We start from the raw sequence: 21,372 nt of genomic DNA, 5'->3' as shown, positions 1-21,372 counted from the left end.
CGGGGCTTCCGCCGGGGCGGAGCGAAAAAAGGCCTACGGGGTGTGTTGCTGTGCGGGACAGACGTCCATGCACAGCAACACACCCCGAGGAGGTAACCGTTCCCTCAGCGAGCTGAGGAATCAGGCGGTACCTGTGCCTGCTCAGCCGAGACGCTCACCCGAGGTCGCGGAGAACACGTGCGAGTGACCGGACTGGATCGAGACGGCGATGACGTCGCCCTTGTCCGGCACGCTGCGCGGGTCGATCCGCACGATGAGCTGGTTGGTCTCACCGGCGGTCAGGTTGACGTCGGCGGCGTCGCCCTTGAGCGAGCCGTAGACGAACGCGTCCGAGCCGAGCTCCTCGACGAGGTTGACCTCGACGTCGAACGAGCCGGCGGTGCCGACGGGGACGACGTCGAGCGCCTCGGGACGGAAGCCCAGGGTCACCTTGCCGTTGTCGGACTCGGGGATCCCGCTCGCGATGGACCGCTCGAGCGGCACGCTGGCCGAGCCGACCTTGACGCTGCCGTCCTTGACGTCGAACGTGCCGATGTTCATGGCGGGCGAGCCGATGAAGCCGGCGACGAACACGTTGTTCGGGCGGTCGTACATCTCACGCGGGGTGCCGACCTGCTGCAGGATGCCGCCGTTGAGGACCGCGATGCGGTCGCCCATCGTCAGGGCCTCGGTCTGGTCGTGGGTGACGTAGACCGTGGTGACGCCCAGGCGGCGCTGGAGCGACGCGATCTGCGTACGGGTCTGGACGCGGAGCTTGGCGTCGAGGTTCGACAGCGGCTCGTCCATGAGGAACACCTGGGGCTGACGCACGATGGCGCGGCCCATGGCGACACGCTGACGCTGGCCACCCGAGAGGGCCTTCGGCTTGCGGTCGAGGTACTCGGTGAGGTCGAGGATCTTCGCTGCTTCCTCGACGCGCTGGCGGATCTCCGCCTTGGGCGTGCCCGCGATCTTCAGGGCGAAGCCCATGTTGTCCGCCACCGACATGTGGGGGTACAGCGCGTAGTTCTGGAAGACCATCGCGATGTCGCGGTCCTTGGGCTGCACGTCGGTGACGTCGCGGTCACCGATGAAGATGTGCCCGCCGTTGACGTCCTCGAGGCCCGCGAGCATGCGCAGGGACGTGGACTTACCGCAGCCGGACGGGCCGACGAGGACGAGGAACTCGCCGTCCTCGATCTCCAGGTTCAGCTGGTCGACGGCTGGGCGCTCAGTGCCCGGGTAGACGCGCGTCGCGTGATCAAAAGTGACCGTAGCCATGACTAGTACATCCCTCCACCGGCAGGTACGTGCCGGACGATCCGTTGTGGTCGGGTGCCGTTGCTTCCACTCACGTGTCGGCGGTGACACTTGCAGCGCGATCGTACCCCTGTTGGTCAAGGCCGCGGTATCGACCAGGTCACGACTGGGTCAGATCCCGCTCAGGCCTCGTCGCTCAGGGTCTCGGCGAGCCCGGCGAGGACCGCGGCGAGCGCGTCGGGGTCAGGCACCCGGTAGGAGGCGAGGGTGTCGCCGGTACCCACCTTGATCGACAGGTCGCCGGACTCGAGCACGCCGAACGCGTGCTCGTCGGTGGTGTCGTCGCCCGCGTACAGGACGCGCACCTTCTCGACGCCCAGCTCGGCCGCGACGGTGCCGCGCAGGCGGCGCAGCGCCTCGCCCTTGCTGGTGGTCACCACGGAGACCTCGACCACGTCCTTGCCGTGCATGGCGGGCAGGCCCAGGTTGGCGGCCACCTCCTCGGCGGCCACTGTGATGGCCGCGGCGTCGTCCACGCTCGCCAGGCGCGTGTGCACGACGGCGGCGGCGGGCTTGACCTGCACCCACGCCCCCTCGCGGCCGGAGACGGCGGACTCGAAGCCCGCGACGAGCGCGTCGAGCTCGCCGGACTGGGTGGTGGTGAGCTGGAACGGCACCTGCTCGACGCCGGTGGTGGTGGCCCGGCCCGCCTCCGCGCCGTGGCTGCCGACGAGGAACGTGCCCTCGGGGGCCACCGACCGCTCGGCGAGGTCGGACAGGTCCCGCCCGGAGATGAAGGCGAGGCGCACGGGCGCCTCCTGCCCGAGCGTGTGCAGCTGCTCGACGGCGGCGCGCGCGGCGCGCGTCATCGCGGACGACTTGGGGTCGTCCACGAGCGGGGCGAGCGTCCCGTCGAAGTCGGATGCGAGGAGCCAGCCCGTGGTCGGCTTCTTGCGCCGGCCGTTGCCGTTGCCCATGCGGGCGAGCCGGCCCTTCGCGGGGACCTCGTCGGGCACGCTGGTGAACGCCGTCAGGGCGTCCTGGAGGTTGTGGTGGCGGTGCTCCGCGGAGCGCGGGTCCACGCTGAGCGGCCGGGCCGGCACGGCGGTGAGCACCCCGAGGAAGGTCTCGGACCACTTGGCGACGTCGTCGGCCAGGACCTTGCGGCGCAGGCGCCGCATGCGGCGCCGCTGCTCGCGGGGGTCCATGGTCGCGGCGGCCACGATGATGTCCTTCATGCCGTCGATGTCGTGCGGGTTGACCAGCAGGGGGCCGGGGGAGAGCTCGTCGGCCGCGCCGGTGAACTCGCTCAGCACCAGCGCGCCCCGGTCGTCGGAGCGGGCGGCGATGTACTCCTTGGCGACAAGGTTCATGCCGTCGCGCAGCGAGGTCACCAGCAGGACGTCGGCGGCCAGGTAGAGCGCCGCCATCTCCTCGGGCGGGTAGGAGTGGTGCAGGTAGTGGATGGCGGAGTGGCCCAGCTCGCCGTACTCGCCGTTGATCCGGCCCACGAGTCCTTCGACGTGCTCACGCAGCTCCTGGTAGGCGCCGACGTTCTCGCGGCTGGGGCTCGCGACCTGCACCAGGGTGGCGTGCTCGACGTCGAGCCGGCCGTCGTCGAGCAGCTCGCCGTACGCCTTGATGCGGTGCCGGATGCCCTTGGTGTAGTCGAGGCGGTCGACGCCGAGCATCAGGGTGTCGGGGTTGCCGAGGTCGGCCTTGATCTCCTTGGCGCGGGCCTGCACCTCGGGGGTGCGGGCGAGCGTGTCGAACCGGTGGGAGTCGATGGAGATGGGGAACGAGGACGCACGCACGTGCCGGCCGGGGCGCCCGTCGGCGTCCGGGATCGTGATGATGGGGCCGCGGGTCGTGTATCCGGTGAGGCGGCGCGCGGACCGCACGAAGTTCGCGGCGTCACCGTTGCGCTGGAAGCCGACCAGGTCCGCGCCGAGCAGGCCGTCGATGATCTGCCGGCGCCACGGGAGCTGCGCGAACAGCTCGACCGGTGGGAACGGGATGTGGTCGAAGAACCCGATGCGCAGGTCCGGGCGCAGGTCGCGCAGCATTCGGGGGACGAGCTGGAGCTGGTAGTCGTGCACCCAGACGACGGCGCCGTCGGCGGCCTGCTCGGCCGCGGCGTCGGCGAAGCGCTGGTTGACGCGGCGGTACGCGTCCCACCACTGCCGGTGGTAGTCGGGCGGAGCGATGACGTCGTGGTACAGCGGCCACAGGGTCGCGTTGGAGAAGCCCTCGTAGTAGCGCTCGATCTCGACGGCGCTCAGCGTGACCGGGACCAGGAGCATCCCGTCGGCCGTGAACGGTTCGTGGGCGAGGTCGGGGGCGCCGGACCAGCCCACCCAGGCGCCGTCGGCACCCTGCATCACCGGTTCCAGCGCCGTGACCAGGCCGCCGGGTGACCTCTGCCAGGAGAGGTCCCCTTCTGGGCCGACCGTGAAATCCACCGGGAGCCGGTTTGCGACGACGACCAGATCGTATCCGTCTTTACCCGGCAATGTACTGCTCCTTAGTTTTGTATGAGTCTCGCTGTGCAGCGTCAAGAGTACCGAGGTCCCGTACCTGCTCAGAGTAACGAAGGCGTCCGGCGCGTGGTTGCGCCGTGGCCGCGATGCTGGTCACACCGCTGGTCAGAGGGCTGGACTTGGCGGGCATCGCCGGTCCGCGACGACTACCGTGGGCCTCATGAAGGAGGTGCAGGCCTCGATCGCCCCCGTCAACGGTGCCGGCCCCGCTGCAGGCACCCAGCTCGGCGGGTACACCGTGGTGCGCGAGATCGGGTCCGGCGCCATGGGCGCCGTCTACCGCGCCGAGGACGGCGGCGGGAACGCCGTAGCCCTCAAGATCCTGCACCGCCACCTCGACGACCCCGCCGCCCGCGAGCGGCTGCGCCGCGAGGCCGCCGCACTGCAGGGCCTGCGGCACCCCGCGGTGGCCCGCGTGCTCGACGCCGAGCTGGAGGGCCCCGAGGCCTTCATCGTCACCGAGCTCGTCGAAGGCCCCACGCTCGAGGAGGAGATCGACGAGCGCGGGCCGCTCGACGCACGGGACCTCTTCGAGCTCGCCGACCAGCTCGCCGACGCCCTCGAAGCGGTGCACGGCACCGGGGTTGTGCACCGCGACCTCACCCCGTCCAACGTGCTCATCGCACGGTCCGGGCCGGTCCTGATCGACTTCGGGCTCGCACAAGGCCCCGGCGACCCCCGCGCCACCCGGACCGGATATGTCATGGGCACCCCCGGCTACCTCGCCCCCGAGCTGCTCGACGGCGCGGAGCCCGGCCCCGACACCGACTGGTGGTCCTGGGCCGCCGTCCTCGCGTTCTCCGGCACCGGCCGGGCGCCGTTCGGCGTACGGCCCACCGAGCTGGTGCTGCGGCGCTCGCGGCAGGGCGAGGCGGACCTCGACGGTCTGCCCACCCGCACCGGGCGCGCGCTCGGCGCTGCGCTGCGGGCCGTGCCCGCCGAACGCTGGGGCCCGGACGAGGTGGCGCGGGCGCTCAAGGCCGAGTCGGCGGCGTTCGTCGCCGCCGCAGAGGACCAGGACGGTTCGGAGACCGAGGTCTTCGGGGCGTCCGACGACGGCGCGGCGTCTTCCGACCTCGGGTCGACGCGCGTGATGCCCCAGGGCCTCGTGCCGGACCGGCGGCCGGTGTCCGCGGCAGCCGGCGGCGTGGGCGTCGGTGCAGCGGCCGGGGCGGCAGCCGTCGCCGGAGCCGCGCGCAAGGAGCCCGTCGGCGGCGTGACCGACCTGGCCGCCGCACCCGCCAAGGGGCGCTCGGTGACCGGACGTGCGGTCGGCACGGCGCGGCCGTCGTCGTCGACCGCATCGGCCTTCGCCCTGGCGAACCCCGCCCACGTCACCGGCTACCGCGGGCTGTTCGCCGCCGTCACCCTCGCGCTCGTCGCGTTCGCCGCCACCCGGCCCGGGATCGCCGTCGCGACGATGGTGGTCCTGCTGATCCTGACGCGCCTGGCGGGGATCGCCGTCGAGGAGCTCCGCAGCCGCCGCGCGCGGCGCGGACGCAGCCCGAGCGACGTGCTGATCGCGACCCTCGTGTCCCCCTGGCACCTCGTCCGCGCCGTGTTCGGCGTGCTGCCCGCCGCAGCCGTCGGGATCTGCGCCGGGGTGATCGTCGGGCTGCTGGGGATGATTCTGTTCGCGCCGGGCAACTTGATCATCGCCCCCATCCTGACGGTCGAGGCGCGGTCGGTGGGCGGTATGAACCAGCCCATCGTCGACAGCCTCGTGCTCGCCGTCGCGATGCTGGTCACCCTCGTCGTGACGTGGTGGGGACCGGCGTCGTACGGGACCCGGGTCGGGGCCGGACCCACGCTGCGCCAGATCGCCCCCACCAGGGGGCGCAAGATCGTGGTCGCCCTGATCGTGCTGGCGCTCGCGGTCGTCGCCGCGCTGCCGCTGTTCGGCAGCCCGGTGGACGTGCAGTGGTGGCCCCTGGGCAGTCGGCCCGACGTCACCTGGTGACGGCTCGTTCGGGTGCCTGGATCGTAACGAAACGTCCAGTGGTCTCCCAGCGATCGCTAGTAGTCTGGGTGTAGGCGCGCTCAGCGCCTCCTCCCATTGGCCCGCATCTCGAAGGACCTCGATGTCGACGAACCAGACCAAGGCACAGCGCCGAGACGCAGCTCGTGCCGAGGCCCTTGCACTCCAGAAGAAGCAGAAGTCCGCAGAGAAGCGCAGCCGCTTGATCTTGGTGGGTGTGCTCGGGGTCATCGTCATCGGCCTGATCGTGATCAGTGTGATGATCTTCCAGGAGGGTCAGCGGACGCCCATGGAGCGGGTCGACAACGTCCCCGCCGGCGTGGTCCAGGACACCGGCATCCCGGTCGGCGCCACCGGCGCCGCGGGCACCACGAACGAGGGCGCGCCGACGCTCGACGTGTACGTGGACTACATGTGCCCCATCTGCGGTCAGTTCGAGTCGCTGAACGCTGCGAGCATCGCCGAGATGCGCGAGGCCGAGGACCTCACCCTCATCGTGCACCCGGTCTCCATCCTGGACCGCGTGTCGCAGGGCACCGAGTACTCGACGCGTGCGGCCTCGGCCGCCGCCTGGGTCGCCGACCAGGCACCCGAGCAGTTCTCCGCCTTCCACGACGCGCTGTTCGCGAACCAGCCGCAGGAGAACACGCCCGGCCTGTCTGACGAGCAGATCGCACAGGTTGCGGAGGGTGCCGGGGTGCCGGCAGACGTGGCCGCGGGAATCACCTCCGGCGAGGCCATGGAGACCTACGAGGAATGGGTCTCGGCCTCCTCCCAGGTGGCGGGCAGCGACGCGTCCCTGCTGAACGCCGAGGGCGGGTTCGGTACGCCGACCGTCGTGATCAACGGTGAGCGGTTCGAGGGGTGGCAGACCCCCGGCGCGCTGACCGAGGCGATCACGGGTGAGGCGCCGGCGACTGAGGAGTCGACCGAGCCGTCCGCCGAGCCGTCCGAGTAGCCCGGCTGCTCTGACGTGACGACGGCGGGGTCCCGGGCTACGGTCCGGGACCCTGCCGCTTTGCGGGGAGCGGACCGGCGGCAGGAACCGTTAGGCTGTTCTCCGCCTGCCGCCTTAGCTCAGCTGGTAGAGCTCCCGCCTTGTAAGCGGAAGGTCGTCGGTTCGAACCCGACAGGCGGCTCCAGAGGCCCGGGATCCCAAGGATCCCGGGCCTGCTTTACGTTCCGGCTCCGACCGCGCGCACCAGGTGCTCGGCTACCGCCCTGCGCTGGGCCTCCGGCATGGTGCGGTAGGTCAGCGACTCGAACATCCACAGGCCGTCCGCTGCCAGCCGGGCCACCAGCCGGTTCATGGACGCGGGGGCGGCCTCGGCGTCGGGCGCGACGGGCGCCCAGCGCTCCAGGACGGCGCTCCACGGCGCGGCCCACTCCGGGCGGGTGGCGGCCTCCAGCATGAGCTGCAGCTCGGCGCGGGTCGCCGACTGGGTGCTCACGCGGATGTAGGCAGCCAACCGCTCGTCGGCGGTGAGCTGGTCTGCGGGGCGGCCGGCGTCGGCCAGGAGCGTGGCCTCCCACTGGCTCGCCAGGTGCTCGTGGATCGCCGCCAGCAGGTCCTCGCGGGACCGGAAGTGGTACATGATGCCGCCCCGCGTCAGCTCCGCCTCGGCGGCCACGGAGTCGAAGGTGACGGCGGTGACGCCGTCGCGCTGGATGACGCGCACGGCGGCGTCGAGAATTCGGTCACGGTTGCTCGGTCGCACGTTGCCTCCCGCCCCTCAGTGGCCGGAGCCGTAGGCGGAGGACGCCGAACCGGGCCCGTAGTGGCGCAGCAGCACCGTCGTGACGATCGCGCCGACCGCCAGGACGCCGGCGCAGACGATCATGACCGTGGAGTAGCTGTTGCCGAACGCGCGGAAGGCGGCGTCGAGCACCTCGGCGCCGACGCCGGGGGCGGTCAGCGCGTCCGTCATGGATCGGCCGGCCGCGGCGGGAGCGTCGTCGGGCAGGCGAATCGTCAGGGTGTAGACCGTGGTCAGCAGCGAGCCGAGCAGCGCGACGGCGGCCAGGCTGCCGAACTCGTAGGAGACCTCCTCGACGGAGGAGGCCATGCCGGCCCGGCGCGTGGGCACGTTGCCGATGATCGCGGTGGAGGCCACGGACATCGCCGCCCCCAGCCCGAGGCCCGTGACGAGCAGCCCGGCCAGGAGCCAACCCATCCCGTGCTGGACGCCGACCAGGGTCCCGGCCACCCCGAGGGCGCCGACGCCCAGACCGCCGCCGATCAGCACGCGCAGGCCCACGACGTGGAGGAACGCCCCGCCCAGCAGCGACGACGGTAGGGACCCGGCGGCGATCGTGGCCACCAGCAGCCCCGACTCGAGCGGCGTGAAGCCGGCCACGAGCTGGAACCGCTGGGTGGTGGCGAGCTGGAGGCCGCCCATGGCGAACATGGCGAACGCGGCCGCGAGCACCCCGGAGGCGAACGCGGCGTTGCGGAAGATCGACAGGTCGAGCAGCGGGAAGGGCAGGCGCCGCTGCCGACGCACAAAGACCCACCAGCCGACGACGGTGACAAGCGCCGAGCCGATCACGACGGGCCAGGAGCGGTCGAGCTTGGCGACCTCCTTGATCAGGGCCACCAGACCGATCAGGGTGACCAAAGCCTGCACGGACGAGGTGAAGTCCCACTTGGTCGCGGGATGCGGGTCGTCCTGCGGCGCGACGGCGACCCCGACGATCACGGCCAGGAGGACCACCGGCACGTTGATCAGGAAGATCGCGCCCCAGTCGAAGTGCTCCAGCAGCGCCCCGCCGACGATGGGCCCGAGCGCGCCGCCGATCACCGACAGGCTGCCCCACACGCTGATGGCGATGTTGCGCTCGCGCTCGTTGGTGAAGGCCACGCGGATGAGCGCAAGGGTGGCCGGCATCATCGCCGCGGCGCCGACGGCCAGCAGGCCGCGCGCGGCGATCAGCACCTCCGGGGTGGGAGCGGTCGCGGCCAGGAGGGAGGCCAGGCCGAACACGACGAGGCCGGCCAGGAACATGAGCCGGTGCCCGAACCGGTCGCCCAGCGTGCCCGAGCCGAGCAGCAGCCCGGTCATCACGAGCGGGTAGGCGTTGATGATCCACAGGCTCTCGGTCCAGCTCGCATCGAGCTCACGGGTGAGAGTGGGCAGCGCCGTGTAGAGGATCGAGTTGTCCAGGGTGATCAGCAGGAGACCCGCTCCGACGGTCACCAGAAGCGTCCAGCGCCGTCTGGGGCCCAGCCGGGGTGTTTCCACGCTGAGCGAAGAGCTCATCGTCATGGTCGTAACTGTACCATCTAGATTGTTTAGTTGCCCGGTGGCAAACCGGACCGGAACCCGAACCCTAGCGCGTCACGCCCGCGGCCAGGGCTGCGGCTTCGGCCACTTCGCGGAGCGCCCGTCACCGCTGGAGGTGCCCGTCAGGCGGCGCCTGACCCACGGCCCCACGTGCTGGCGCATCCAGGCCGCGTTGGCGCGCGCCGTCTCGCGGAAGGCCGCGGGTGGGGTTGCGTCGAGCGGGGTGTCGTAGTTGGCGTCGTCCGGGTCGAGGCCAAGGGCGACCAGGGCGGCGTTCGCGACCCGCTGGTGCCCCTCGGGAGTGAGGTGGATCCGGTCCTCTGACCAGAGGCGCAGGTCGGCCAGCGGCCGCATGCCCCACAGGTCCAGCACGTGCGCGCCGTGGCGCTGGGCGATGGACCAGACGTTCGCGTTGAAGATTCCCGTGCGGCCGTTGGTCCAGCTCAGGGCGGCGCCGGCCTTGAAGCCGGTGCCCATCAGCACGTCGGCCCCGGAGGCGCGCAGGGCGACGACGGCGTCCTCCAGCGCGCTGGAGATCATCTCCAGGTCCGCCGAGGCGCGCAGGATGTCGTTGCCGCCCGCGACCAGTGAGACGAGGTCCGGCTGGGCGGCGACGGTGACGTCGAGCTGCTCGTCGACGATCGGGCGCAGCTTGCGGCCGCGGATCGCGAGGTTCGCGTACTCGAGGGGTTCCTGACCCGCCGCGATCCGGCGCTCCGCGAGGATGGCGGCCAGGTTGTCGGCCCAGCCGCGCTGGACCTCGGGGGCGTCGGGATACGGGTCCCACAGGCCCTCCGTGAAGGAGTCGCCCATGGCGATGTACCGCGCCCAGCGGACGGGAGCGGCGGTGGTCGGGGGGAGGTCGGTCGTGCGGCCTTCCGGGTCTGGGTTCGTCGTGGCGCTCACGGCGCCATTGTCTCGCTTGTGCTGCCTCCAGTCTCTGCGACGGGGTGCGGGCAGGGTGTGACGGGTGGCACAAACTGGCACTGTCGGAGGGTGCCGGTAACCTCCTGGACGTGGAGACCATCGTGAACCCGACGCCCCCTGTCGACGCCGCTGCCGCCTCCGGGCCGCCCCCGCTGTCGCAGGTCATCGCACCGGACTGGGCCGAGGCTCTGGCCGACGTCGAGCCGCGGGTGCACGCCATGGGTGACTTCCTGCGCGCGGAGGTCGCCGAGGGGCGCACCTACGTGCCCGCGGGGAAGAACGTGCTCGCCGCGTTCAAACGGCCGCTCGCGGACGTCCGGGTGCTCATCGTGGGTCAGGACCCGTACCCGACGCCGGGTCACGCCATGGGCCTGTCCTTCTCCGTCCAGCCGGACGTGCGGCCCGTCCCGCGGTCGCTGGCCAACATCTACCAGGAGCTGTACGACGACCTGGGGATCGAGAAGCCGTCGAACGGCGACCTGCGTCCCTGGGCCGACCAGGGGGTCATGCTGCTGAACCGGACGCTCACCTGCCGGCCCGGCGCGTCCGACTCCCACTCCGGCAAGGGCTGGGAGGAGGTCACCGAGGCGGCGATCCGTGCCCTGGTGGCGCGTGGGGGGCCGCTGGTGGCGATCCTGTGGGGCGCGAAGGCGCGGAACCTGAAGGCGTGGCTCGGGGACGTCCCGGTCGTCGAGAGCGCGCACCCGTCGCCGCTGTCAGCGCGCAACGGCTTCTTCGGGTCACGCCCCTTCTCGCGGGCCAATGCGCTGCTCGAACAACAGGGCGCGCAGCCGGTCGACTGGCGACTCCCGTAGGGCGGCGGGGATGGTGCATGACGGCCAGATACTTCGGGCATACGGTGGCGAGATGAGCGAGACGGTAGTTTCCGGCGCCGATGCCGCGATGGTGGAGGGCGTCGAGAGCGAGCTTTCCGACCGCGACCGGGACGTCCTCGCGTTCGAGCGCCGATGGTGGAAGTACGCGGGCGCCAAGGAGGAGGCAGCGCGGGAGCTGTTCGATCTGACGGCCACGCGGTATTACCAGGTTCTGAATACGCTGATCGATTCTCCAGCCGCTCTCAAGCATGACCCGATGCTGGTCACACGCCTGCGCAGGCTCCGTTCGGCCCGGCAACGGGGACGTACTACACGAAGACTGGCCGATGAGAACCACTGAGCGGGCACCGATCTGTCACAACGACCCGCTACTCTCTCTGCCGTGACGAAGAGTGGCTACCCCTACCCGCCCGACGAGTTCGACATCGCCGTCCCCGGGGGTGCACCCGTGGGTGTGCACCGTGCGCCGCGCAGCGGTTGGAGCTCGGCCTGGCCGTTCCTGCTGGTCGCCGTAGTGTGTGCCGCCGTGGCGTGGGGCGGCATCACCCTGCTCTCCGGGGGTGACGACCCGGCAGATGCGTCGGGTGACCCGTCCTCCTCGCCGTCGACCTCCGCTACGGCCCCCGTGTCTCCGAGCGCTTCGCCCAGCGCGTCGCCGTCGGCATCCCCCTCGGCATCGGCGTCGACGGGTGTGACGGGCGACCCGGCGGCCGCCGACCTGACGGCAGGCGTCCAGGTGCTGAACTCCAGCGGCGTGCAGGGAGCTGCGGCGACGGCAGCCGAGACGATCGTGGCGGCGGGCTTTACCGGCGAAGTGGTCCCGGAGAACGACGAGTCCGGCTTCGGCGAGGGCTACACGGTCACGACCGTGCTGTACGGCGCTAGCCGTGCGGACACCGCGGCCGCCGTTGCCCAGGCGATCGGTGCGACCACCGCAATCGAGTCGGCCGAAGTCACGGCATCCCCGTACGCGGTCATCGTCGTCCTCAGGTAGGTCGGCCGGCAGCTTGATGGGCCGTCCGTGCCGCAATGCAGTCCGTGCCGCAATAGGGCGCGGTAGCGGCGCATAACCTTTTGCGTGTCCGCTGACTCGATACGGCATGGCGGCGCATAACCTTTTGCATGCCCGCTGACCGGGCCGACGGCAGTGTTGACGTCGGGTTCAGGTCAACTTCAGGTGCGCTAGTTCCGGGCTGGATGTGCGGCGAAAATACGGACCAATCCATACCACCAGATTGATATTCGCTTGCGTAGGTGCCTTCGTAGCCCTCTGACCTGCGCGTTCGCCAACCGCTTAATGCCGCATACCGGGCATAGAGGGTTCCCTGGTGTGAGACGGACCACTAGGCTCGAACCACCACGGGTCGACCGAGTGTCCCGTGCAGAGGTACAAGGAGAACTACGCATGGCCCAGGGCACCGTCAAGTGGTTCAACGCCGAGAAGGGGTATGGCTTTATTACCCCGACTGCCGGCGGCCAGGACCTTTTTGTTCACTACAGCGCAATCCAGTCCGATGGCTACCGGTCCCTCGACGAGGGACAGGAAGTTGAGTTCGAGGTGGGGCAGGGACAGAAGGGTCCGCAGGCAGAGCAGGTTCGCCCGCTCTGATCGACGGGACGACGGGCGGGAAGGGCCCGCCCGTCGCCCGCCGCCCCCCAAGGATGCTGGGACCCAGACCCCGGCGTCCGAACTGGATGGTCGACGACGACCGCTGCCGCACAGTCCCGGACGATGACGCCCGGCGCCACCGAGCAGCCGCCCCGTACCGCGGCTGCTCGTTCTGGTCTCCGGCTGTTCCCCCACAGGCCGGATTCCGTGCGGAACCGTCCTCTGTCTGCCGTGCGCCGCCTGGCCGTGATTCGATGGGGGAGTGACCCTGCTCGACGCGGTGGTGGTGGGCTCCGGGCCCAACGGCCTGGCAGCCGCGGTGACGCTCGCCCGTGCGGGGCTGGGCGTCCGAGTCCTCGAGGCCCAGCCGACGATCGGGGGCGGCGCGCGCACCGTCCCGATCCCCGAGCTCGAGAGCGACATGCTCTTCGACCTCTGCTCCGCCGTGCACCCCATGGCCTGGGCGTCGCCGTTCTTCCGCGCCTTCGAACTGCCCGCGCGCGGCGTCGAGCTCGTCGCTCCGGACATCGCCTACGCCCAGCCGCTCGACGGCGGCCGTGCGGGCCTCGCCTACCGCGACCTGGCCCGGACCGCCGACCGCCTCGGGCCCGACGGCGACGCCTGGCGCGACCTGCTTGGCCCCCTCGCCGCCGGCTGGCGACAGGTCACCGCGCTGGCCATGGGCGACAAGCGCACCGTGCGCGGCATGCTGGAGGGGGTGGGGAGCCCGGGCGGGCTGACGCGGCAGGCCTGGGGGCTCGCCTCGGCGATCGGGCCCGGCCTGCGGTTCGGCGCCGCGCTCCTCGAACAGGGTGGCCCGCGCTGGGACCGCCGGTTCCTCACCGACGAGGCAAAGGCGCTGCTGACCGGCGTCGCCGCCCACAACATCACACCGCTCCCGTCGCTCGCCGGCGCGGGCACCGCCCTGCTCCTCGCCGCGCTCGCGCACGCCGACGGCGGATGGGCCATCCCCGTCGGCGGCTCCCAGGCCATCACCCAGGCCATGGTCCGCGACCTGGAGGCGCATGGCGGTACGGTCGAGACCGGCCGCAGGGTCGAGAGCTGGTCGGACCTCCCGCCCGCGCGTGCCGTCCTCTTCGACACCACGCCCGGCACCCTGCTGCGTATCGCAGGTGACCGGGTCCGGCGGACCCGGCGCGCGGCCCTGGGCCGGTTCCGGCACGGGAACGCGGCAGCCAAGATCGACTTCGTCCTGTCGGGTCCGGTCCCCTGGCAGGTGCCCGACGTCGGCCGCGCCTCGACGGTGCACCTCGGTGGCACGCGTGCCGAGATGGTGGTCGCCGAGGACACCGTCGCAAACGGGGTGCACGCCGGTCAGCCGGTAGTCCTGGTCAGTGACCCGACGGTCGCCGACCCGAGCCGGATGCGTGGTCCGGCCCGACCGCTGTGGGCGTACGCGCACGTCCCGGCCGGCTCCATGCAGGACGTGACCGAGGTGGTCGTCCGGCAGATCGAACGCTTCGCGCCCGGGTTCCGCGACGTCGTCGTCGGATCGCGGTGCATCCCGGCCGCTGAGATGGAGCTGCACAACCAGAACTACCCGGGGGGCGACATCTCCGCGGGGGCGGCGACCATGTGGCAGATGGTCGCGCGGCCCACGCTCGCGCCCGACCCGTACCGGATCGCCGAGGGTGTGTACCTCTGCTCGGCGTCCGCTCCGCCTGGCCCCGGGGTGCACGGCATGGGCGGCTGGCACGCGGCGCGGCGGGCGTTGCTGCGGGAGTTCGACATCCGCTCGGCCCCGGATCTCTCGCCGTCGCCCGGGCGGTGAACCGGCCCGCCCACGGCGCTCTGCCCGGTGCAGCACTGCGGTTGCGACGTTGCGGCACTGCGATCGCGCTCACAGCGAAGCGGGGGGCACCGTGCTTGCACTCTCATGGTCCGAGTGCCAATAATGTCTTAGCACTCTCCGTTCGAGAGTGACAGCAGGGTCGAATGGTGAGGCCTCCTGAACCGGCGAGACATGATCGCCGGGGCGGCAGGCCGTCCGTCGCGGGCACCGGCCGGCCTGGACATCGCCACCAGCGGAGGATTCATCCCCATGGCCAAGATCATCGCTTTCGACGAGGTTGCTCGTCGGAGCATGGAGCGCGGGCTCAACCAGCTCGCCGACACGGTGAAGGTCACGCTCGGCCCCAAGGGCCGCAACGTCGTTCTGGACAAGAAGTGGGGCGCCCCCACGATCACGAACGACGGCGTTTCCATCGCCAAGGAGATCGACCTCGAGGACCCGTACGAGCGGATCGGTGCGGAGCTCGTCAAGGAGGTCGCCAAGAAGACGGACGACGTCGCGGGTGACGGCACCACCACCGCCACCGTGCTCGCGCAGGCGCTCGTCAAGGAGGGCCTGCGTGTTGTTGCCGCCGGTGCCAACCCGATCGCCATCAAGCGTGGCATCGAGAAGGCCACCGAGGCCGTCACCGAGCAGCTGCTGAACGCTGCCAAGGAGATCGAGACCAAGGAAGAGATCGCCGCCACGGCCGCGATCTCGGCCGGTGACCCGGCGATCGGCGAGCTCATCGCCGAGGCTCTCGACAAGGTGGGCAAGGAAGGCGTCATCACCGTCGAGGAGTCGAACACCTTCGGCCTCGAGCTTGAGCTCACCGAGGGTATGCGCTTCGACAAGGGCTTCCTCGCCCGTTACTTCGAGACGGACCCCGAGCGCCAGGAAGCCGTGCTCGAGGACCCGTACGTCCTGATCGTCGAGTCGAAGATCTCGAGCGTCAAGGACATGCTGCCGCTGCTCGACCAGGTCATGAAGTCGGGCAAGTCGCTCCTCATCATCGCCGAGGACGTCGAGGGCGAGGCCCTCGCGACCCTGGTGCTGAACAAGATCCGTGGCACCTTCAAGTCCGTCGCCGTCAAGGCTCCGGGCTTTGGCGACCGCCGCAAGGCCATGCTGCAGGACATCGCGATCCTCACCGGCGCCCAGGTCATCACCGAGACGGTGGGCCTCAAGCTGGAGAACGCGACGCTCGAGGAGCTCGGCCAGGCGCGCAAGGTCGTCGTCACCAAGGACGAGACCACCATCGTCGAGGGCGCCGGCGAGTCCGACCTCATCGCCGGTCGCGTGAACCAGATCCGCAGCGAGATCGAGAAGTCGGACTCCGACTACGACCGCGAGAAGCTGCAGGAGCGCCTCGCCAAGCTGGCCGGCGGCGTCGCCGTCATCAAGGCCGGTGCGGCCACCGAGGTGGAGCTCAAGGAGCGCAAGCACCGCATCGAGGACGCCGTTCGCAACGCGAAGGCCGCCGTCGAGGAGGGCATCGTCGCCGGTGGTGGCGTGGCCCTCATCCAGGCCGGCACCATCGCGTTCGCCAAGCTCGAGCTCGAGGGTGACGAGGCGATCGGTGCCCAGATCGTGCGTGCCGCGATCGACGCCCCGCTCAAGCAGATCGCCATCAACGCCGGCCTCGAGGGCGGCGTCGTGGCGGAGAAGGTGCGCAACCTCCCCGCTGGTCACGGCCTGAACGCCGCGACCGGTGTGTACGAGGACCTGCTCGCCGCCGGCGTGAACGACCCGGTCAAGGTGACGCGTTCCGCTCTGCAGAACGCCGCCTCGATCGCGGCTCTGTTCCTCACCACCGAGGCCGTCGTCGCCGACAAGCCGGAGCCCGCTGGCGCCCCGGCCGGCGACCCGTCCGGTGGCATGGGCGGCATGGACTTCTGAGTCCGGCCTGACCCCGTCCGGGCTCCGGTCCGGGCACCTGTCCGACGCCGGTCGGTCACCTTCCGCGAGGAGGGCGACCGGCCGGCGTCGGCCATTTGCCTCAGGAGAAGAGGCGGGTCGTGGCCGCTTCCGCCTCCGCGTAGGTGCGGGCCGCCGCCGACAGAGCGGACTGGATCGTGTCCAGTGCGCCCTCCACCTGGGCCTGCGCACCGCGCCACTGCGCGACGGTGCCGCTGAACGCCGCGGCGGCCGGGCCCTGCCAGCTCGCCTGCAGCGCGTCTAGGTTGCGCATGAGCGCACCCACCTCCGTGCGCACCGTTGCCACCGAGCCCGCCACGGCCGCGCTCGCCTGCGCCACCTGGTCGCTGTCGACCTCGAACCGCATGATCGTCTCCCTCCCGCACGCCGGCCCGTCCGGCGTCGTGCACCGACAGTAGGTACGCGCGATACGACGGCGGGGCGGGGTCGCGGCGGGCTGTGCACAGGCGGGCGGAAGCCCGGGGTGTGGTTGCGCTCGAACCGCTGCGGGGCCGCGTGGAGGGGCTGTCTCAGGTGGAGGCGATCTCAGGCGGAGCCGAGCTTCGCCTGCTCCTTGCGCAGCCGGTGCAGCTCCATGTCGAGGTTCTGCCGTGCGGGTTCTTCCCACGCGGCGCCCATCGGGCTGAGGAACAGCGACTTGCGGGCGAGCAGCCGCTCGATCACGCGGATCCGTGCCTGGAGGTACAGGTCCGTCGGGATGTGCGCGTACTCGGCGCGCACCGCCGCCTTGTAGTCCTTGTAGCGCTGCGGCTCGGCGGCGAGCATCGCGAGATCGGCGTCGTTCAGCACTGCCGCGTCGAAGTCAGTGGGGTCCGGAGCGTGCCGCACTATGGCGTTGACCAGGGCAGCCACCCGGTCGGCGGCCCGTGCGGGCACCCCGAGCCCGGTCAGCTCGTCGTGGGCCAGGATCGCCGAGGCTGTGGACTGCTCACCGCCGTGCGAGGCGTCCGCGACCTTGCGCTCCGCGTTGAACACCGCGCCGTGGTACCAGGCTGCGAGGCGCACCAGGTCGGGCTCGTGCGTCTCCTCGGCCAGCTGGTCCACGCGGTGCAGCACGGCGGCCAGGTGGCGCAGGTTGTGAAAATGCCGGTGCTCGTCGGCCCAGCGGTTCAGCAGCGACTGGCCTATCTCCTCGATCGCCTCGGTATCCGCCGTGGCTCCCGCGCCCACCGCACTGCGGACGAAAGACTTGAGGAACCACTGCGGCGCGTCAGACGTCAGCACGCCCATGTGAATTCTGCCTAACGGTTGAGGTCGGTCACTCCGTGGCCAGCCTATTACCCAACCGGTCAGCGGCGGCTACTACCGTCTTGGATGGTGGTCACCGGTTCGTCGAGGGGGAGGGCGACTCGGACGGTCAGGCCGCCGCCGTCGGTGGGATGCACCTCGACGTGACCGCCGTGCGTGCCCACGATCGCCGCGACGATCGCCATCCCCAGCCCCGAGCCGCCGGACTCGCGGGTCCGCGACGAGTCGGCACGGTAGAACCGCTCGAAGATCCGGCGGCCCTGCTCCTCGGTGAGGCCGGAGCCGTGGTCCCGTACCTCCAGCACGGCGACGCCGTCGTCCGGCCGCGTGCCGAGCGCGATCTCGGCGGGGGTGCCGGCGGGCGTGTGCCGCGCGACGTTGCCGATGAGGTTGGTGACGACCTGGCGCAGGCGGTCGCCGTCACCCTCCACGACGAGCTTGTCTGGGACCTTGCCCGCGGGGTCGTCCGCGCCGGCGTCGGCATCGAGCGGAACCACCGAGACCTCGCGGGTCGGGTCCAGAGCATGGAGGTCCTGGACGGAGTCGCGGGCCAGGGCGACCAGGTCCACGTCCTCCCGGGCGATGGGCCGACCCTCGTCGAGCCGGGCGAGCACCAGCAGGTCGTTGACGAGCATGCCCATCCGGCGTGCGGCGTCCTCGATGCGGAACATCGTGTCGTCGACCTTCTCGGTCGTGTCCAGGGCGCCCATCCGGTACAGCTCGCCGTAACCGCGGATCGTCGCGACCGGTGTGCGCAGCTCGTGCGAGGCGTCCGAGACGAACTGGCGCATCCGCACCTCGGAGGCCTCCTGCGCGGCGAAGGCCCGCTCGATCTGCGTCAGCATCGCGTTGAGCGACATCGCGAGCGAGCCCATCTCCGTGCTGGGTGGCGCCTCGGGCACACGCTGGGTGAGGTCGCCCGCCGCGATCTGGGCGGCGGTGTGCTCGACGGACCGGAGCGAGCGGAGCGAACGCTCCACGAGCACCCACGCGAGGAGCCCGCCCAATATGACGATGCCCAGCCCGGACAGGGTCAGGGTTCGGGTCAGGAGCGAGACCGTCTGGTCCATGCCGTTAAGAGGGAGCGCCACGTAGATGACCGCGCGCTCGCCGGTCGACTGGTCCTTCGCGGCCAGGGTGATGACGCGCCAGCTGTCGCTCCTCGCGGCATCGGTTGTCGCGGGCACTGTGAACGGCTTGCCGCCGCTCTCCACCGCCTCGTCGTACGTCACCTCCGGCAGTTCGGGCCTGCCGAACCGCTCGGCCACCGAGTCGCCGAGCACGATGGGCGCGCTGTCCTCGCCGTCCTCGCTGTCCTCGCGGTCGAGCACGACGTAATAGTCGCTAGGCAGTAGCTGCGTGGCGTCGAACTGGAGGGAAGCGAGGGTCGAGCGCAGCTCGGGCGAAGCGGTGTCCAGCTCGTAGTCCACCTGCTGGACCAGGAAGTTAGACACCACGGTGGTCGTCGCGACCCCCGCGATGCCCAGACCCGCCGCGAGCAGCAGGCAGATGATCGCGACGAGCCGGGCGCGCAGCGGTATGCCGGAGAGGCGCTCCTTAAGCACGGGCGGGCTGCGGAGCGCGCAGCAGGTACCCCACACCGCGCTTCGTGTGGATCAGCGGGGGCAGGGTCTCACCCTCGACCTCCAGCGTGTCGATCTTGCGCCGCAGGTACGAGATGTAGGACTCCACGATGTTCGCGTCGCCGCCCCAGTCGTACTGCCACACGTGGTCCAGGATCTGCGCCTTGGACAGGACCCGGCCGGAGTTGAGCATGAGGTAGCGCAGCAGCTTGAACTCCGTGGGGGACAGGTCCACCTCGACACCCGCGCGGCGCACCTCGTGCGAGTCCTCGTCCATCTCCAGGTCGCCGACGTGCAGCACCGCTTCCTCCTCCGGCGCGGGCACACCCGTGCGGCGCAGCACCGCGCGGATCCGCGCCACCACCTCTTCGAGGCTGAACGGCTTGGTCACGTAGTCGTCGCCGCCCACGGTGAGGCCCTGCACCTTGTCCTGGGTGTCGTCCTTCGCGGTGAGGAAGACCACGGGCGTGTGCCGGCCGGTGGCACGCATGCGGCGCGTCACGGTGAAGCCGTCCATGTCGGGGAGCATCACGTCGAGCACAACGAGGTCCGGCTCGACGTCGCGGACCAGCTGGAGGGCGCCGTTGCCGTCCGCGGCGGCATGTACCTCGAAACCCGCGAATCGCAGGGAGGTGGACAGGAGCTCGCGGATGTTCGGTTCGTCGTCGACCACGACGAGACGCGCCTCAGGAGTAGCCATGCATTAAGTGTGCGGCCGATTCCTGGACGCTGCCTGAGTTTTTTCGGAGAAATTGCCCCTGGTTACGGGTGGCGTACAAGTCCGGTCCGGGACCCGCCCGACGGCTACGCTGGTAGTCATGTCAGCACCGTCCCCGCAGGTTCCAGGGCAGACGCCCCGGCGCACGTATCTCATCGTCGACGGTGAGAACATCGACGCCACGCTCGGTATGAATGTGCTGAACCGCCGTCCGGCCCCGGAGGAGCGTCCCCGCTGGGACCGCATCTCGGCGTTCGCGCAGAAGGTGTGGTCGCAGGAAGTCGTACCGCTCTTCTTCCTGAACGCGACCTCCGGCCAGATGCCGATGCCGTTCGTGCAGGCCCTGCTTGCCATGGGCTACAAGCCGATCCCCCTGGCGGCGCAGGGCTCGGAGAAGGTCGTCGACGTCGGTATCCAGCGCACCCTCGACGCGCTGCTGGACCGCCCCGGGGACGTGCTGCTCGCGAGCCATGACGGCGACTTCCTGCCGCAGATCGAGGCGCTGCTCGACGACGACGACCGCCGCGTGGGGCTGCTGGGCTTCCGCGAGTTCGTCAACGCCCGGTTCACGGACCTGGAGCAGCGCGGCCTGGTCATGTACGACCTGGAGGCCGACTCCGACGCCTTCACCACGATGCTGCCGCGCGTCCGCATCATCCCGATCGAGGAGTTCGACCCGCTGCGGTACCTGTAGCCGGTACTGCCGAAGTAGAGCGCCTGCCCGGGTCTCCATGCCACGAGGGAGACCCCGACAGGCGCTCTACTTCGGCAGTCAGTGCGCGTTCGGCGTCAGTGCGCGAGCTCCTGCTCCACGTCGATGGTGCCCTCGTACACGACGCGGTCGCCCTGCGCCTGGGTCGGCCGCGCGGTGTGGTCGTACGCGTCCTTGAGCACGGCGATCTGCTCCGCGGACAGCTCGATGGGTTCGTGGTAGACGACCCACTCGACGCCCTCGGTGCACGGCGGGGCCGTGAGGCTGCCCGTGTACTCCTCGAACGTCGGGTCGGTCGGCAGCATCGCTGCGACGTCTAGCGGCAGGTCCTCGGTGCCCGGCTCGGCCGCGCCGTCGATGAACGGCTGCCAGGCCTCGTTCTCAGTGCTGCTCTCCTCGGCGAGGACCCCGATGACGAGTGCCTGTCCCTCCTCGGTGGTGTGGACGAAGTGGAACTCGGCGTCCAGCACCTCGCCCTCGACCGTGTGCTCCGACGGCATGTGGAAGTGCACCTGGGCGAGCTCGAACTCTTCGTCCTTCCACTCGACCTCCGACGCGTCGCCGTCGGGCACGAGCTGGATCGTGTGACCGGTGTCCACCGACTCGCCGACGGTGGGCCACGCCGTGATCGTCGGGGGCTCGGTCGTCTGCTGCTCGGCGTGGTCCGGCAGGTCGATGGGGGACTGCGCCGTACCGGCCGAGCACTCGACGAACTCGTCGGAGAGCTGGCCCCACTCGTCCGGGCCCGCATCCCCGGCGTAGGACCAGTGCACCTCACCGGCCGGCGGCGGCGGGGGTGCGGACGTCTCGCCGTCGGCGGAGGTACCCGACGCGCAGGACGCGAGCAACGGGGCGAGGAGCAGGACGGCGGGCAGGGCGAGCTTCTTCACGATGACCTTCCGGAGTGGTTTGGCCGTGTGATCGGCAGAGAATCTGGAGATCGGCGGTTCAAAAATTACCGCTGTTCA

Annotated in this window: 20 protein-coding genes and 1 tRNA gene; 11 read left to right on the top strand and 10 right to left on the bottom strand. The window is 70.7% G+C overall.

Going from position 1 to position 21,372, the window contains the following annotated elements; genetic code table 11:
• Nucleotides 1-141 precede the first annotated feature (141 nt).
• Both AB1046_RS14140 and otsB read right to left on the bottom strand, forming a co-directional pair.
• Complete coding sequence (locus AB1046_RS14140) at nt 142-1,260, bottom strand: ABC transporter ATP-binding protein (RefSeq protein ID WP_369369940.1); 1,119 nt, start codon at nt 1,258-1,260, stop codon at nt 142-144.
• Nucleotides 1,261-1,421: 161 nt separating this feature from the next.
• On the bottom strand, nt 1,422-3,752 hold the full coding sequence (gene otsB / locus AB1046_RS14135; RefSeq protein WP_369369939.1) for a trehalose-phosphatase: 2,331 nt from the start codon (nt 3,750-3,752) through the stop codon (nt 1,422-1,424).
• A gap of 187 nt (nt 3,753-3,939) precedes the next feature.
• Between otsB and AB1046_RS14130 the strand changes: the two genes are divergently transcribed.
• The 3 genes from AB1046_RS14130 to AB1046_RS14120 all read left to right on the top strand — a co-directional run bounded on the left by AB1046_RS14130 (nt 3,940) and on the right by AB1046_RS14120 (nt 6,899).
• Complete coding sequence (locus tag AB1046_RS14130) at nt 3,940-5,739, top strand: serine/threonine-protein kinase (protein WP_369369938.1); 1,800 nt, start codon at nt 3,940-3,942, stop codon at nt 5,737-5,739.
• A 121-nt stretch (nt 5,740-5,860) separates the two neighbouring features.
• Entirely contained in the window at nt 5,861-6,715 is an 855-nt protein-coding gene (locus AB1046_RS14125; RefSeq protein ID WP_369369937.1) for a DsbA family protein, read from the top strand.
• A gap of 108 nt (nt 6,716-6,823) precedes the next feature.
• Nucleotides 6,824-6,899, top strand: a tRNA-Thr gene (locus tag AB1046_RS14120).
• A 33-nt stretch (nt 6,900-6,932) separates the two neighbouring features.
• On the opposite strand, the gene AB1046_RS14115 is transcribed toward AB1046_RS14120, so the two are convergent.
• From AB1046_RS14115 to AB1046_RS14105, 3 genes are all read right to left on the bottom strand, one after another.
• On the bottom strand, nt 6,933-7,475 hold the full coding sequence (locus AB1046_RS14115) for a TetR/AcrR family transcriptional regulator (RefSeq protein ID WP_369369936.1): 543 nt from the start codon (nt 7,473-7,475) through the stop codon (nt 6,933-6,935).
• 15 nt (nt 7,476-7,490) lie between these two features.
• On the bottom strand, nt 7,491-9,017 hold the full coding sequence (locus AB1046_RS14110; protein WP_369375719.1) for an MFS transporter: 1,527 nt from the start codon (nt 9,015-9,017) through the stop codon (nt 7,491-7,493).
• Between the two features lie 78 nt (nt 9,018-9,095).
• A complete protein-coding gene (locus tag AB1046_RS14105) occupies nt 9,096-9,947 on the bottom strand; it encodes an SGNH/GDSL hydrolase family protein (RefSeq protein ID WP_369369935.1) in 852 nt (283 codons plus the stop codon).
• A 119-nt stretch (nt 9,948-10,066) separates the two neighbouring features.
• On the opposite strand from AB1046_RS14105, the gene AB1046_RS14100 reads away from it, so the two are divergent.
• The 6 genes from AB1046_RS14100 to groL all read left to right on the top strand — a co-directional run bounded on the left by AB1046_RS14100 (nt 10,067) and on the right by groL (nt 16,104).
• Nucleotides 10,067-10,783, top strand: coding sequence for a uracil-DNA glycosylase (locus AB1046_RS14100; RefSeq protein ID WP_369375717.1), 717 nt, complete (start codon nt 10,067-10,069; stop codon nt 10,781-10,783).
• Nucleotides 10,784-10,835: 52 nt separating this feature from the next.
• Nucleotides 10,836-11,144: a DUF3263 domain-containing protein gene (locus AB1046_RS14095; RefSeq protein ID WP_369369934.1), complete on the top strand. Its 309-nt coding sequence runs from the start codon at nt 10,836-10,838 to the stop codon at nt 11,142-11,144.
• A gap of 42 nt (nt 11,145-11,186) precedes the next feature.
• Entirely contained in the window at nt 11,187-11,798 is a 612-nt protein-coding gene (locus AB1046_RS14090; RefSeq protein WP_369369933.1) for a LytR C-terminal domain-containing protein, read from the top strand.
• Between the two features lie 411 nt (nt 11,799-12,209).
• Entirely contained in the window at nt 12,210-12,413 is a 204-nt protein-coding gene (locus AB1046_RS14085) for a cold-shock protein (protein WP_108493306.1), read from the top strand.
• Nucleotides 12,414-12,675: 262 nt separating this feature from the next.
• Complete coding sequence (locus AB1046_RS14080; protein ID WP_369369932.1) at nt 12,676-14,205, top strand: phytoene desaturase family protein; 1,530 nt, start codon at nt 12,676-12,678, stop codon at nt 14,203-14,205.
• A 270-nt stretch (nt 14,206-14,475) separates the two neighbouring features.
• Complete coding sequence (gene groL / locus AB1046_RS14075) at nt 14,476-16,104, top strand: chaperonin GroEL (RefSeq protein WP_369369931.1); 1,629 nt, start codon at nt 14,476-14,478, stop codon at nt 16,102-16,104.
• A gap of 100 nt (nt 16,105-16,204) precedes the next feature.
• On the opposite strand, the gene AB1046_RS14070 is transcribed toward groL, so the two are convergent.
• Nucleotides 16,205-16,429 carry a WXG100 family type VII secretion target gene (locus AB1046_RS14070; RefSeq protein WP_369375715.1) on the bottom strand — a complete coding sequence of 75 codons (225 nt, stop codon included), beginning with the start codon at nt 16,427-16,429 and terminating at the stop codon, nt 16,205-16,207.
• On the opposite strand from AB1046_RS14070, the gene AB1046_RS14065 reads away from it, so the two are divergent.
• Nucleotides 16,395-16,541, top strand: a complete 147-nt coding sequence (locus AB1046_RS14065) for a hypothetical protein (protein ID WP_369375841.1) — start codon at nt 16,395-16,397, stop codon at nt 16,539-16,541. The two genes, AB1046_RS14070 and AB1046_RS14065, sit on opposite strands and share 35 nt — an antisense overlap.
• A 127-nt stretch (nt 16,542-16,668) precedes the next feature.
• Here AB1046_RS14065 and AB1046_RS14060 read toward each other — a convergent pair whose 3' ends face one another.
• The 3 genes from AB1046_RS14060 to AB1046_RS14050 are packed head-to-tail and all read right to left on the bottom strand — an operon-like array spanning nt 16,669 to nt 19,674.
• Complete coding sequence (locus tag AB1046_RS14060; RefSeq protein ID WP_369369930.1) at nt 16,669-17,373, bottom strand: hypothetical protein; 705 nt, start codon at nt 17,371-17,373, stop codon at nt 16,669-16,671.
• Nucleotides 17,374-17,432: 59 nt separating this feature from the next.
• On the bottom strand, nt 17,433-18,956 hold the full coding sequence (locus AB1046_RS14055) for a sensor histidine kinase (RefSeq protein WP_369369929.1): 1,524 nt from the start codon (nt 18,954-18,956) through the stop codon (nt 17,433-17,435).
• Nucleotides 18,949-19,674, bottom strand: coding sequence for a response regulator transcription factor (locus AB1046_RS14050; protein ID WP_108493300.1), 726 nt, complete (start codon nt 19,672-19,674; stop codon nt 18,949-18,951). Before AB1046_RS14050 ends, AB1046_RS14055 begins: the two co-directional genes overlap by 8 nt.
• 118 nt (nt 19,675-19,792) lie before the next feature.
• Here AB1046_RS14050 and AB1046_RS14045 point away from each other — a divergent pair, with 118 nt between their 5' ends.
• Complete coding sequence (locus AB1046_RS14045; protein ID WP_369369928.1) at nt 19,793-20,386, top strand: NYN domain-containing protein; 594 nt, start codon at nt 19,793-19,795, stop codon at nt 20,384-20,386.
• A gap of 95 nt (nt 20,387-20,481) precedes the next feature.
• Here AB1046_RS14045 and AB1046_RS14040 read toward each other — a convergent pair whose 3' ends face one another.
• Nucleotides 20,482-21,294 (bottom strand): carbonic anhydrase, encoded by an 813-nt coding sequence (locus tag AB1046_RS14040; protein ID WP_369369926.1) that lies wholly within the window; start codon nt 21,292-21,294, stop codon nt 20,482-20,484.
• Nucleotides 21,295-21,372 lie beyond the last annotated feature (78 nt).

The organism is Promicromonospora sp. Populi, from assembly GCF_041081105.1.
GTDB lineage: Bacteria > Actinomycetota > Actinomycetes > Actinomycetales > Cellulomonadaceae > Promicromonospora.
Note: the sequence above shows the minus strand (reverse complement) of the source record. Positions and strands in the feature narration are given on the sequence as shown.